At 72.3% G+C, this 13,153-nt stretch carries 13 protein-coding genes; 5 read left to right on the top strand and 8 right to left on the bottom strand.

All coding sequences use genetic code 11. The features are described from left to right. Positions 1–63 precede the first annotated feature (63 nt). Positions 64–450, top strand: coding sequence for a gamma-glutamylcyclotransferase (locus tag ACFRAR_RS00675; RefSeq protein ID WP_380693086.1), 387 nt, complete (start codon positions 64–66; stop codon positions 448–450). A gap of 105 nt (positions 451–555) precedes the next feature. On the opposite strand, the gene ACFRAR_RS00670 is transcribed toward ACFRAR_RS00675, so the two are convergent. Then, positions 556–1,581: a helix-turn-helix domain-containing protein gene (locus ACFRAR_RS00670; protein ID WP_380693084.1), complete on the bottom strand. Its 1,026-nt coding sequence runs from the start codon at positions 1,579–1,581 to the stop codon at positions 556–558. A 55-nt stretch (positions 1,582–1,636) separates the two neighbouring features. Here ACFRAR_RS00670 and ACFRAR_RS00665 point away from each other — a divergent pair, with 55 nt between their 5' ends. Then, positions 1,637–2,893, top strand: a complete 1,257-nt coding sequence (locus tag ACFRAR_RS00665; protein ID WP_380693082.1) for an MFS transporter — start codon at positions 1,637–1,639, stop codon at positions 2,891–2,893. Between the two features lie 356 nt (positions 2,894–3,249). On the opposite strand, the gene ACFRAR_RS00660 is transcribed toward ACFRAR_RS00665, so the two are convergent. The 7 genes from ACFRAR_RS00660 to ACFRAR_RS00630 all read right to left on the bottom strand — a co-directional run bounded on the left by ACFRAR_RS00660 (position 3,250) and on the right by ACFRAR_RS00630 (position 9,328). Further along, on the bottom strand, positions 3,250–4,635 hold the full coding sequence (locus ACFRAR_RS00660; RefSeq protein ID WP_380693080.1) for an 8-oxoguanine deaminase: 1,386 nt from the start codon (positions 4,633–4,635) through the stop codon (positions 3,250–3,252). Between the two features lie 70 nt (positions 4,636–4,705). Next, complete coding sequence (locus ACFRAR_RS00655; RefSeq protein ID WP_380693078.1) at positions 4,706–6,190, bottom strand: nucleobase:cation symporter-2 family protein; 1,485 nt, start codon at positions 6,188–6,190, stop codon at positions 4,706–4,708. A gap of 352 nt (positions 6,191–6,542) precedes the next feature. Beyond that, entirely contained in the window at positions 6,543–7,463 is a 921-nt protein-coding gene (gene pucL / locus ACFRAR_RS00650) for a factor-independent urate hydroxylase (protein ID WP_380693076.1), read from the bottom strand. A 31-nt stretch (positions 7,464–7,494) separates the two neighbouring features. Then, positions 7,495–7,830, bottom strand: coding sequence for a hydroxyisourate hydrolase (gene uraH / locus ACFRAR_RS00645; RefSeq protein ID WP_380693074.1), 336 nt, complete (start codon positions 7,828–7,830; stop codon positions 7,495–7,497). Positions 7,831–7,946: 116 nt separating this feature from the next. Further along, entirely contained in the window at positions 7,947–8,450 is a 504-nt protein-coding gene (uraD, locus tag ACFRAR_RS00640) for a 2-oxo-4-hydroxy-4-carboxy-5-ureidoimidazoline decarboxylase (RefSeq protein ID WP_380693071.1), read from the bottom strand. A 246-nt stretch (positions 8,451–8,696) separates the two neighbouring features. Beyond that, a complete protein-coding gene (locus ACFRAR_RS00635) occupies positions 8,697–9,077 on the bottom strand; it encodes a helix-turn-helix domain-containing protein (RefSeq protein WP_380693069.1) in 381 nt (126 codons plus the stop codon). Then, positions 9,074–9,328, bottom strand: coding sequence for a thiamine-binding protein (locus tag ACFRAR_RS00630; RefSeq protein ID WP_380693066.1), 255 nt, complete (start codon positions 9,326–9,328; stop codon positions 9,074–9,076). The genes ACFRAR_RS00635 and ACFRAR_RS00630 overlap by 4 nt, the downstream gene beginning before the upstream one ends. A 204-nt stretch (positions 9,329–9,532) precedes the next feature. Between ACFRAR_RS00630 and ACFRAR_RS00625 the strand changes: the two genes are divergently transcribed. The 3 genes from ACFRAR_RS00625 to ACFRAR_RS00615 all read left to right on the top strand — a co-directional run bounded on the left by ACFRAR_RS00625 (position 9,533) and on the right by ACFRAR_RS00615 (position 12,958). Then, a complete protein-coding gene (locus tag ACFRAR_RS00625) occupies positions 9,533–10,378 on the top strand; it encodes a TIM barrel protein (protein WP_380693064.1) in 846 nt (281 codons plus the stop codon). 189 nt (positions 10,379–10,567) lie between these two features. Continuing rightward, positions 10,568–11,455, top strand: coding sequence for a 2-hydroxy-3-oxopropionate reductase (locus ACFRAR_RS00620; RefSeq protein WP_380693062.1), 888 nt, complete (start codon positions 10,568–10,570; stop codon positions 11,453–11,455). 360 nt (positions 11,456–11,815) lie between these two features. Continuing rightward, a complete protein-coding gene (locus tag ACFRAR_RS00615) occupies positions 11,816–12,958 on the top strand; it encodes a glycerate kinase (RefSeq protein ID WP_380693060.1) in 1,143 nt (380 codons plus the stop codon). Positions 12,959–13,153 lie beyond the last annotated feature (195 nt).

The raw sequence follows: 13,153 nt of genomic DNA, 5'->3' as shown, positions 1-13,153 counted from the left end.
CCACCTGTCCTCTCGCCGCCGCGCGGAACGTCCTCTCTCGTTCCACGGCACAGGAGTCGAACCATGGCACGCATCTTCTTCAACGGCCAGGCGATGGCCGGCGGCCCCTTCCACGCCAAGGTCGCCGACTCGTTGATCGGGTCGGCCCGCACCGCTCCGGGCTACCGCTTCTTCTCCATCGACGACGTGTGCCCGGGGCTGTTGCGCGACCCCGCCACCGACACCTCGATCGAGGGCGAGCTGTACGAGATCAGCCTGGAGCGCCTGCGGGACGTCATCCTCCCCGGTGAGCCGCGTGAGCTGGAGTTGGGAGTGATCGAGTTGGAGGACGGCTCGGCCTGCCTGTCGATGCTGCTGGCCCGCGGCGAGGTCGAGCGCGGCGTGCACCGCGAGATCACCCACCACGGCGGCTGGCGGGCCTACCTGGCCACGCTGGGGCGTACGGCCTGAGGGGTGGCGTCTGGCGGCGTGGTTGGGGGCGGGCGGGGGTGTGCGGACGGCCGACAGCTGACAACTTTCGTTATCTGTTATCTGTCGTCTGTCGTCTGTTCTCTGTCACCCGCCCGCCGCCCCGCGCCCGCCCGCCGTCAGGCCGTCCCCCAGCACACTGCGCCGGTAGAGGACGCTGCGCCCGTGCCGGGTGCGCTCCAGCAGGCCCGCGGCCGTGAGCGCGCCGAGGTGGCGGCTGACGGCCGCCGGGGTGACGCCGAGCCGGTGGGCCAGCTCGGTGGTGCTCGCCGGTGTCTCCAGCAGGATGAGCAGCCTCGCCCGGGGCGCGCCGATCAGCCCCGCGAGCGCCGACGCCCGCTCCGGCGGGCGCCGCCCGGTCTCCGTGTCCTCGCCCATCGTGGCCTTGCCCCGCGCCGGGTACGTGATGACCGGCGGCCCGCCCTGGACGAGGTCGGTCACCGCGCCGAGCGCGAACAGCGTCGGCATCAGCACGAGCCCCCGCCCGGCGACGTCGACGGTGGTCCCCAGCGCCTTGGTGGCGGGGTGCGGGTCGGTGAGCCGCAGGACACCGGCGTGCCAGGAGAGCCGGTCGTCGAGGTCGGTGAACAGCCCTTCGGCGCCGTGCTCCGAGAGCCGTCGTCCCCGGTAGGCGATGTCCGCCTCCAGCACCGAACGCGCCCTGGGCCACCACGCGGGGGCGAGGCAGCGCGTCCAGTACGCCTCCAGCGCCCCGGCCACCCGGGCGACGAGCGCCGGCGGATCGTCGACCAGCGCGGCCAACACCAGCGGAAGCGTGTTCCCGGCGCTGCGGTACGCGGTCAGGACGTCCGTTCGCGCGACCTCGGGCGGGGTGGCCGCCAGGCCGGCCAGCTCGGTGGCGATGTCCGGCCGGGGCACCGGCGGGCGGGGCGTCAGGAAGTCGGGAACGAAGCCCAGCGGGGTGATCAGGGACTCCAGCAGGGCGGTGTCCAGGGCCGTGTAGCCCGATCGCCATCCGGCCACCCACCGCTGCTGCTCCGGATAGCAGCCCGGCCGGATCCGGGCGCGCAGGCTCAACACCGTTTCCTGCAAGGGGGAGTAGCCGAACCAGGTGGTGGCCAGGTCGTCAACGCCCAATCGGAACTCGAACATTGACCGTAACGGTAAAAGAATTCCACCGCGATCGGAACACCGCTGTCCTGCTGCCATGACTTTCGCCGCGGCGCGTCCGCCCTCCGCCTCCCGCCCCGGTCTCGTCGGCCGCCTGCTCCCGGATGATCCGCTGCTGCGCAGGCTGGCGCTGATGAGCCTGGTGAACACCGTCGGCAACGGCCTGTTCGTGACGGTGAGCGTGCTGTTCCTCACCCGGTCCGTCGGGCTGACGCCAGGCCGGGTTGCGCTCGGCCTCACCGCCGCCGGGGTGTGCGGGGTGTTCGCCGGGGTGCCGATGGGCCGGCTCGCGGACCGGGTCGGCAGCAAGCGGCTGCTGCTGGTGATCGGGCCGCTGGAGGCGGCGGCCGTGCTCGGGTACGCGTTCGTGAGCTCCTTCGCCGCGTACGTGGTGCTGGTGTGCGTGGCGACGGTGCTGGAGCGCGGCGCGGCGGCGGTGCGCAGCGCGCTGATCGCGCGGGCCCTTCCCGCCGAACGGCAGGTCCGGTCAAGGGCGTTGCTGCGGTCTGTGATGAACGCGGGGCTCGTCATCGGATCCACCGGCGCGGCTGTCGCTCTCCAGGCGAACACCTACGCCGGGTACGTGACGATGATGGCGCTGAACGCGGCGAGCTTCCTGGGGGCGTCGGCCCTGTTGGTGGGTCTGCCCCTTCCGGCGGAGTCGGATTCCGGGGTGCGGATCCGGGCATCGGAGGCGGCGGCGCCGCGACGACAGGCACTTCGGGACCGTCGCTACCTGGTGGTCACCGCTCTGCACGCCGTGCTGGAGCTTCAACTGGCGGTGCTCACGGTCGGGATACCGCTCTGGATCGTGCTGGCGACGGATGCGCCGACCGCCGTGGTCGCGGCCGTCAACGTGGTCAACTGTCTTCTGGTGGTGCTGTTCCAGGTCCGCGCGAGCCGCGGTGTGGACAGTGCCCCGACGGCCGCGCGCGCCTGTGCCCGGGGCGGTGCGCTGCTCGCCGCGGCCTGCCTCGTCTACGCGGCGGCCCAGTACGGCCCGGCGGCCGTGGCGACGGCGACGCTCCTGGCCGGCGCCCTGGTCCAGAGCCTCGGTGAGCTCCTGACCTCGGCGGGTGGCTGGACGCTCAGCCTGGACCTGGCCGATCCGCGGTCGCACGGCGAGTACCAGGGCGTCTTCATGAGCGGCCAGGCCGCCGCGCACGTCCTCGGCCCACTGGTGATCAGCCTGACCGTCGTCGCTCACGGTGCCCTCGGCTGGCTCGTGCTCGCGGTCCTCTTCACCCTCGCCGGACTCGCTCTGCTCCCGGCCTCGCGGAGCCCTGCCGGGTGAGGCCCGGCTCCGGCGGGTTCCCCGCGGCGCGCCGCGGCCCCGGGCTCTCGCCGCGGCCCCGTGCCCTCGCCGCGGCCCCGTGCCCTCGCCGTGGGTCCGGGGCCGCGGTCCGCGCACCGGGGACGGCGAACGGATGTCAGCTGACAGATGATGAAAGTTGTCATCTGTCGGCTGACATCTGTTACCCGCCATCCGTCCGCCGTCCGCCGTCCGCAGGCGCGGAGCCCGGGCCGCGCGCCGTCCCTGGGCGCGCCCCGGAGTTCACAGATCGGCCATCGGATCACCGGTCCGTCCGGCCGTCAGCCCCGTCACGCCACCAATCCGTCACGCCACCAATCCATCAGGTCATCAGCCCATCAGCCCCGGCGCCCCGCCAGCTCCCGGGCGGCCCGGGCACAGTCGCGCGCGATCCGGTCCTCGTCGACCGTGGTCAACCGCCCCTGCTCGACCACCGCGTTGCCGTTGACGAACAGCGCCGCGAGCGGCGGCAGCGCGCCGAAGGTGAGCGCGGCGACGGGGTCGGCGATGGAGGAGTGCATGACCCCGTCGATCTTCCACAGCGCCAGGTCGGCGAGCTTGCCCACCTCGATCGAGCCGATCTCGTCCTGCCTGCCGAGCACCCGGGCACCGCCCATGGTGCCCAGCCGCAGCGCCTGCCGCCCGGTCAGCGCGCCGGGCGAGCCGTGCAGCCGGTTGATCAGCAGCGCGTTGCGCAGCTCCGTTCCCAACTCACCGGACTCGTTGGAGGCGGTGCCGTCGACCCCGAGCCCGATCGGGACGCCCGCCCGGAGCATGTCGGGCACCCGGGCGATGCCGGCCGCCAGCCGGGCGTTGGAGGACGGGCAGTGGGCGACGCCGGTTCCGGTCTCGGCGAACTTGGCGATGTCGGAGTCGTTCATGTGGACGCAGTGCGCCATCCAGACGTCCTCGCCGAGCCAGCCCACCGACTCGAAGTAGTCGGTCGGGCCCATGCCGAACAGCTCCTGGCAGAACCGTTCCTCCTCCGCCGTCTCCGAGCCGTGGGTGTGCAGCCGGACGCCCTTGCGGCGGGCGAGTTCGGCGGACCGGCGGAGCAGGTCGGTGGAGACCGAGAAGGGTGAGCAGGGCGCGAGGGCGATGTGCAGCATCGAGCCGAAGGAGGAGTCGTGGTAGCGGTCGACGGCGGCCTCGGAGGCGGCCAGGATGTCGTCCGGCTCCTCGACCGCGTGGTCCGGCGGCAGGCCGCCGTCCTTCTCGGAGCGGTCCATCGAGCCGCGCAGCGCGGTGAAGCGCAGACCGAGCTCCCGGACCGCCTCGATGGAGGCCCCGAGGATGTCGCCGCCGCCCTTCGGGAAGACGTAGTGGTGGTCGGATGCGGTGGTGCAGCCGGACTTGAGCAGCGCCGCGGCGGAGCCCTGGCTGGCGGTGTGGACGAGCCGTTCGTCGATCCGCGCCCAGGTCGGGTAGAGGGCGACCAGCCAGTCGAACAGGATGTCGTCCTGAGCCAGACCGCGGGTGATCCACTGGTAGAAGTGGTGGTGGGTGTTGACCAGCCCGGGGGTGGCCAGGTGGCCCTCGCCGTCGATCCGGCGTACCACGCCGGCCAGTCCCGCCGGGGCGGGGCCGTCGCCCACCGCCTCGATGGTGTTGCCGAGGACGACCACGTGGCCGCGGGCGTACTCGGTGTCGTCGGTGTCCACCGTGGCGATCGCGACGTTCTCGATCACGATCCGCCGGTCGGCGGGCGGGGGCTGGACTGCCATGGTGTGCCTCCTCTGGGGAAGGGCCGGGAGGGGCGCGCGGCCAGTGGCACGCGCCCCTTCGCCGTACCGGTCAGGACGGTGTCGCCGCTGTCGGGATCTGGGGAGTCGTCGGCGCCGGCGCACCGGAATCCGGGCCGGATCCGGCCCGGCGGCCGGCCCCGACATGGTGGAAGAGCAGGTTGAGCAGGACGGCCGTCACGCAGCCGGCCGAGATCCCCGAGTGCATCAGGGTCCGGACGGCCTCCGGGAAGGAGTCGTAGAACGTCGGTACGGCGATCGGGATGATGCCGACCCCGAGCGAGACCGACACCAGGATGGTGTTCGAGCTGGACTCCATTCCGGCCTCCGCGAGGGTGCGGATGCCGCTCGCCGCGACCGTGCCGAAGAGCACGATCCCGGCGCCGCCGAGCACGGGCTGCGGCACCAGCGAGACGACCGAGCCCAGCACGGGGAACAGCCCGAGCAGGACCAGGATGACGCCGCCCGTCGCGACCACGAAGCGGCTGCGGATCCTCGTCAGCGCCACCAGCCCGATGTTCTGGGCGAAGGCGCTGGCCGCGAAGCCGTTGAAGACGGGGCTGAGCGCGGTGGCCAGGCCGTCGGCCCGCAGGCCGGCGGCGAGGGTGGGCTCGTCGGCCTCGCGGTCGACGATCTTGCCGAGGGCGAGCATGTCGGCGGTGGACTCGGTCATCGAGACCACCATGACGATGCACATCGAGACGATCGCGGCGGCGTCGAACACGGGCGCGCCGAAGTGGAAGGGGGAGGGCAGCGAGAAGACGCTCGCGCTCTTGACCGCGCCGAAGTCGGCCAGCCCCAGCGGGAAGGCGATCAGGGTGCCGAACGCCAGGCCGATGAGCAGGGACAGCCGCTGCCAGAAGCCGCGCAGCAGCCGGTTGCAGAGCACCACCGCGACGAGGGTGATCGCGGCGAGGCCGATGGCCCGCATGGAGCCGTACCCGGGGGCGCTCGGCGAGCCGCCGCGCGCCCAGTTGACCGCCACCGGGAGCAGGGACACCCCGATGAGGGTGATCACGGTGCCCTGGACGACCGGGGGGAAGAACCGGATGAGTTTGCAGAAGTACGGCGCCGCGACGAAGCACAGGAGCCCCGCGACGATCACCGCTCCGAAGATCACCGGGAGGGCGTCCTTCGGTCCGTGCTCCTTCGCGATGGCGATCATGGGCGCGACCCCGGCGAAGGAGACGCCGTTCACGAACGGCAGGCGGGCGCCGATCTTCCAGATGCCGAGGGTCTGGAGGAGGGTGGCCAGTCCGGCGGTGAACAGGCTGGCCGAGATGAGCAGGGCGAGTTCGGCGGGGGAGAGTCCAACGCCTGCGCCGACGATGAGCGGGGGTGCGACGACTCCCGCGTACATCGCGGCGACGTGCTGGAGCCCGGTGGAGATCAGCTTCGCCGGGGGCAGCAACTCGTCCACGGGGTGGGTTCCGGAGCCGGACGGCTCACCGGGGAGCTGGGCTGACGCGCCGTCCGGTCCGTGCGCTCTTGCTGGGGTGGAACCGCCGTCTGTACTGCTGGTGTTGCTGGGTGCCATGTCGAGCCCCTCTTGTGCCCGTGGCTCCCGGCGCGCCCGTGGCGCTGGAGTGCGGTTGGTGCCGGTGTGGCCGAGGGCGGGACGGCGGTGCAAGGGCCCCTCGGCCGGGCTCTCCAGTGCCCCGGGCCGGCCGCCGCGAGGCAGACACGAACTCCGGTGGGTGGGGGTGGAGAAATGATTGGTGCGGGTGGAACCGCTGGTACGGGTTCAGCGTGTGGATCAAGCAGATCAAGCAGATCAAGCAGATCAAGCAGATCAAGTGGAGCGACTGGAGTGGTCCGCCCGGACTCCGCCGGCCCGCGAGGGCCGGAGGGGGCGGCGATACCGGGCGGTGTCCACGCGGTGGGGGAGGTCAGGCGACCGGGATGACGGGGATGACGCCGTCACGGTGCACGGTGCCCTCGATCAGGCCGTACATGCGGTCCGCGGCGAAGTAGACCTCGTTCTCGTTCTCGAGGCCGAACGGCTCCAGGTCGACCAGGAAGTGGTGCTTGTTGGGCAGTTCGAGGCGGACCTCGTCCACCTCGGTGCGGTTGTTGAGGACCCGGGTGCCCATCGCGTGCAGGGTCTGCTGCAGCGAGTAGGAGTAGGTCTCGGCGAACGCCTCCAGCAGGTGGCGCTTCACCTGGGCGTAGGAGCGGTTCCAGTGGGGCTGGGACTCGCCGTCCTTCCCGCTGTAGCCGAACTTCCAGCGGGCGGTGACCTGGGTGGCGAGGATGCGGTCGTACGCCTCCTGGAGGGTGGTGTAGCCGTCCTTGATGTAGCCCCAGAACTCCGAGTTGGTGGAGTTCATGACGACCAGGTCCTTGAGGCCGGAGATCACCTGGACGGACTCGCCGTCGTAGACGATCTCGCTGGTGCGGACCTCCTGGCCGCTGCGGACGAAGGAGTGGCCGACCTCCTCCGAGCCGATGAAGCGGGCCGAGCTGTCGGGCGTCCTGATCCGGTCCCAGGAGTACTCCTCGATCCGGATCCGGGCGCCGTGCACCACGCCGCGCTCGGTGTCGTCGACGAAGTGGCGGGCCAGGAGGATGCCGAAGGCTTCGGCCGACTCGATGCCGTACTCCTTGGCGAAGGCGTAGACGGTGTTCTTGGTGGTGTCGGTGGGGAGGCAGTTGGCGTTGGACCCGGTGAGGTGGACGTCCTCGAACTCGCCCCGGAGTGAGACCGAGACGTTCAGGTCCTTGATCTCGTGTCGGGTGGAGTCGCGGTTGATCCGGACGATGCGGTTCTCCGCCTTGCCGTACTGGTTCTGACCGAGCACGTGGGCCATGACGTGGCTCCTAGGTTTCAAGGTCGGTCCACTAACTTCCGCGGTAGACCGAGTATCCGAACGGGTTGAGCAGCAACGGCACGTGGTAGTGGTGCTGTTCGGGCGCGACCGTGAAGACGATCGAGACCTCGGGGAAGAACGGCGGCCCGTCGGACCGGAGCTCGTGGTACGCGCCGGTGTCGAAGAGCAGCCGGACGACCGAGCCCGCCTCCACGGCCGGCAGGTCCTTGACCCGGCCGTCGGAGTCCGTGGCGGAGGTGCCGAGCACCTGCCAGCCACCCTCGGTGTGCAGTGCGAGCTCGACCGGAACTCTCTCGGCCGGGCGGCCGAGGCTGGTGTCGAGCACGTGGGTGGAGATGCCAGTCATGGGTGAAGTGACCTTACCGATGGCAGAAGTGATGATGCGTCAGCTCAACCGGGAGGATTCGCCCGGGTGGAGTCGCGTGAAAGAGCTGACGTGATGTCAGAAGAAGACGGGGTGGGTCAGGAGGCGTCGATCAGGCGGTTGAGGCGGATGTCGTTGATCTCGCGCAGTTCCCCGCGGACGATCTCCGCCTCGGTGGCGGCGTCGTGGGGGTGACGCTCGCGCAGGGCGGCGAGCATGCCGACCGCGGTGCGGCCGGTCGCACAGATCAGGAACACGTGGCCGAACTTGGCCTCGTAGGCGGCGTTGGCCTCGCGCAGCTCGTCGAGGACCGCCCGGTCCACGCCGTGGATTCCGGCCTGTTCGCGCTCGGAGGTGGCGTCGCCCGCCATGGGCTTGCCGATCCGGGCGTGGCCGGCCATCGCGTCGCGCAGGTCCTCGGCCGTCAGTGCCGCCATGGCCGCCGCGTTGGCGGCGAGCAGGGCCTCACGGTCGGGCCAGGGGCCGGATTCCGCGACCGTGGCGGCCCAGCGGGGGCTGGAGCAGACCTCCAGCAGGATCTTCGCCAACTGTGTGGCGTCGGCCGCGGCCAGGGCGTCGAGGGTGTGGGGGTGGTTGGTCACGAGTGGACCTCCTGAAGAGTGGTGCCACCCGGAAAAGCTAGATCGACCCCACCCGGTCGTCAACACTTTGTTGAACGGTTGGTGGTTACGTTTTGAACCGGGCCGTGATGTCGGGCCCTTTCGTGTGCGATTCGCCAAGTGTCCCCCGCCGCAGGCCGATCCAGTCCTGCCGCGCCGGCGGGGTCACCCGTTCGGAAGCCCCTGGGCGGGGGCCGTGTGCGCCACGGAAGGCGCCGTGCCGAAGCGTCAGGACGACTTCGAGCCGTCCTGGCGGTTCAGGTAGTTGTACACGGTGAAGCGGCTGACGCCCAGGGCCGAGGCGACCGTCTCCACCCCGTGGCGGACGGTGAAGGCGCCGCGCTCCTCCAGCAGGGCGACCACCCGCTGTTTCTCCAGCCGGTCGAGTTCGGTCAGCGGGCGGCCGTCGAACTGGCGGGTCATCTCGGCCAGCATCCGGTCCAGCGCGCTGCTCAGGTGCGGCAGTCGGACGGCCAGGGCGGGGGTGCCCTCCCACTCCAGGACCACGTCGTCGGGCTTCGCCTCGTCCAGCGGGACGGGAGTCGCGCCGACCGCGGCCAGCAGCGGCTTCACCGCCGCGGCGAGCGGGTGTTCCACGTTCTCGGTCACGGCGTACCGGCCTCCTCTCCCAGCACGCTGACCTGGACCGAGATCCGGGTCGCCCCGGCGTCCAGGGTCTCCCTGAGCAGCTTGGTCACCGCCGTGAGGACCTGCTCGGCCCCGCCCTCGGCGCTGGTGCCGAACGGGCCGACCGACACGGCGAGGCCGGCCTCGTCGACGACCGTACGGGCCGCCGCGGCGTGCTCCGGAAACGTGTCCAGTTCGAACGGTTCTGTCGTGAACTCCACCATCAATCGCACGAGGTCACTGTAGCGAGCGGGGGGTGGGGCCGGGCAGGGGCCGGGTGATCGAACGGTTCGGTCCCGGGTGGCGTGCTCCCGACGGGGCTTCAACAAAATGTTGCGACTCCCTTGACACTCGCTCGACGGGCCGGAGATGCTTCCACCACACAGAATCCCTCTTCCGGATCGTGGAAGTTGTGGATGGTGGAAGAGAGCTGAGAGGTGAGTGGCGTGACAGCGGCTGCCAAGCACGACTTCACGGTCAACCTGTCGATCCTGTTCGGTGAGCTGCCGCTCCTGGAGCGCCCCGCCGCGGCCGCCGCGGCGGGCTTCACGGCGGCCGAACTGTGGTGGCCCTTCGGTGAGCAGCACGACCCCTCGCAGGCCGAACTGGACGCGCTGCGCAAGGCGTTCACGGATGCCGGGGTCCGGCTGACCGGCCTCAACTTCCTGGACGACCTGAGCAAGGGTGCCCGCGGGACGGTCTCGCTGCCGTCCGAACGGGACCGCTTCCGCGCCAACGTCCCGGTCGCCGCGGAACTCGCCGCCTCGCTCGGCGCCACCGCGCTCAACGCGCTGTACGGCAACCGGGTCGAGGGCGTCGAGCCGGCCGAGCAGGACGCGCTCGCCCTGGAGCACCTGGTGCTCGCCGCCCGGGCCGCGCACGGGATCGGCGCCGTCCTGCTGATCGAGGCCCTGAACGGGGCCGAGTCGCCGGACTACCCGCTGGTCACGGCCGCCGCCGCGGTCGAGGTGGTCGACCGGGTCAACGCCGCCACCGGCCTGGGGAACGCCAGGTTCCTCTGCGACCTCTACCACCTGGCCAGGAACGGTGAGGACCTGGCGGCGGTCATCGACACCCACGCCGACCGCATCGGCCACGTGCAGATCGCCGACAACCCGGGCCGCAACGAGCCCGGCACCGGCGAGCTGGACTTCGAGGACCTGTTCGCCCGGCTCACCGCCGCCGGCTACGCGGGCTCGATCGGCCTGGAGTACCGCCCCTCCACCGGCGTCAGCGCCGACAGCTTCGGGTGGCTGCCGCGCGAGCTGCGTGCCGCCAAGTAGCGCGATCGGGCACCAGGGCCGGCTGAGCACCAAGGTCGTCCGGGCACCAACGGGCCGAGCACCAAGGCCGACTGGGCGCCACGGCGGGCCGAGCGGCCCGGCGAGCAGCCCGGCCGCTCAACCGGCCGTGGGGCCGTGCGCCGCGGACCCGTCAGACCCCCCACCCGCACACGTAAGGAACTCGACGCGATGAGTCGCAAGATCGCTTTCATCGGCCTCGGCATCATGGGCGGCCCGATGGCCGCCAACCTGGTCAAGGCCGGTCACCACGTCACCGGTTTCAACCTCACCCGGCCGCCGATCGACGCCCTGGTCGCGGCCGGCGGGTACGGAGCCGGCAGCATCGCGGAGGCGGTGCGGGACGCCGAGGTCGTCATCACCATGGTCCCGGCCGATCCGCAGGTCGAGCAGGTCGTCCTGGGCGAGGGCGGCGTGCTGGAGCACGCCGAGCCCGGCACCCTGGTGATCGACATGTCCTCGATCACCCCGCAGACCTCGATCAAGGTCGCGGCCGCCGCCCGGGAGAAGGGCATCCGCACCCTGGACGCCCCGGTCTCCGGCGGCGAGGCGGGCGCCGTCGAGGCGGTGCTGTCGATCATGGTCGGCGGCGGCGCCGAGGACTTCGCCGAGGCGGAGCCGCTGTTCGACGCGCTGGGCACCACGGTCGTCCACGTCGGCCCGGCCGGTGCCGGCCAGACCGTCAAGGCCGCCAACCAGCTGATCGTCGCGGTCCACATCCAGGTGCTCGCCGAGGCCGTGGTGTTCCTGGAGAACGCCGGAGTCGACCTCGCGGCCGCACTGGACGTGCTCGGCGGCGGCCTGGCCGGCTCCACCGTGCTCAACCGCAAGAAGGCGAACATGCTCGACCGCGAGTTCGCGCCGGGCTTCCGGATCGACCTCCACCACAAGGACATGGGCATCGTCACCGACGCCGCCCGTGCCGTGGGCGCCGCGCTGCCGGTCGGCGCGGTGGTGGCCCAGCTGGTCGCCTCCGCCCGGGCCAACGGCGACGGCCCGCTCGACCACTCGGCGCTCCTGCGTGGCGTCGAGCGGCTCTCCGGGCGCGAGGTCGGGTAGTCCGGGCGCCACTCCCGGGGGCTCCCGCGCGGAGCCCCCGGCCCGAACTCCTCCTGGCGGCGTGTACCTCATCCGGTCGTGCCCGCGCCGCCAGGAGGCAGGACCCGACCGGCGGGCGCGCCGGGGCTCATCCGCCCGCCCGCCGGTCGATCCAAGCCGGTGACGCGTACGTCCCCAGGGGGCACTTCGGTCGTGCCCGGTACGCGTCGCCCGGCCTCCTCCCCGCCGAGGGGAGCTCTCGTACGTCGGAAGCGGGACGAGGGAACGGCGGGGAGGGGGTCGCACCCCCGGACCACTGGGCACATGCTGGACGCACATCGGCGGACCGCCGCCGGACCCGTACGGAAGCGAGGACGCGCCATGCCCCCCATCCCCCACCAGGGCCATGTGGTCGTCGCCCCCGACAAGTTCAAGGGCACCCTGGAGGGCGCCGAGGCGGCGGCCCGGATCGCCGCGGGCATCAGGCGAGCCGCGCCCGGTACCGAGGTGCGCGAACTGCCCGTCGCCGACGGCGGCGAGGGCACCCTGGCCGCCGCGCTGGCGGCCGGCTTCAGCCGGGTCCCGGCCAAGGTGGCCGGCCCGACCGGGCTGCCGGTGGACGCCGCGCTCGCCGTCCGGGACGACACCGCGGTGGTCGAACTGGCGCAGGCCTCGGGCCTGGCCCGGCTGCCCGGTGGCCGGACCGCCCCGCTGGCGGCCGGCTCCCACGGGGTCGGCCAGCTGATCGCCGCGGCGGTCGAGCTCGGGGCCAAGCGGATCGTGCTGGGCCTCGGCGGCAGCGCCTGCACGGACGGTGGCGCCGGAATGCTGCAGGCGCTCGGGGTACGGCTCCGGGACGCCGACGGCGCCGAACTCCCCCCAGGCGGAGCGGCGTTGCGCCGGCTCGCGGAGATCGACCTCGGACCGCTCACCGGGGCGCTGGGCGGTGTCGAGGTCGTGGTGGCCTGCGACGTGGACAATCCGCTGCTCGGGCCGCGCGGCGCCGCCGCCGTCTACGGCCCGCAGAAGGGCGCCGACGACGGGGACCTGACGGTCCTGGAGGAGGGACTGACCCGGTTCGCCGACCTGGTCGCCGAGACCACCGGTCGGGACGTCCGGGAGGCTCCCGGCGCCGGCGCCGCGGGCGGGGTGGGCTTCGCCGCCCTGGCCCTGCTCGGCGCCACCATGCGGCCCGGCATCGAGCTGCTGCTCGACCTGCTGGGCTTCGACGGGGCCGTGCGCGGGGCGTGCCTCGTGGTGACCGGCGAGGGTTGCCTGGACGCGCAGACGCTCCACGGCAAGGCCCCCGCCGGGGTCGCCGCGGCGGCCGCCCGGGCGGGGGTCCGGGTCGCCGCGGTGGCGGGTCGGCTGGAGCTCTCCGAACCCGAGTGGCGGGCCGCCGGCTTCGCCGCCGCGATCGCCCTGACCGACCTGGCCGAGCTGCCGGGGGACAGCATCACCAGGGCCGCCGAGCTGGCCGAACTCGCGGGGGAGCGGCTGGCCGGCCGGCTGCTGCGGTGCTGAGCCCGGCCGATTCCATCCATTGACGTTTTGTTGAAGGCGGGCCTAGGCTCCCGGCAACCGCTCACCACCGCCCGCGTTCCACGGCCCGAGAAGCCGGCCCCGGAAGCGGCCTGCGAAGCGACCCTCGCCGCATCTCCGATGTGCCCCCGCAGCCCCCCGCAGCGCCCTCGAACCATCCTCAACTCCCAGGTTCCG

The organism is Kitasatospora sp. NPDC056651 (assembly GCF_042792155.1).
In the GTDB taxonomy this organism is placed as follows: domain Bacteria; phylum Actinomycetota; class Actinomycetes; order Streptomycetales; family Streptomycetaceae; genus Kitasatospora.
Note: the sequence above shows the minus strand (reverse complement) of the source record. Positions and strands in the feature narration are given on the sequence as shown.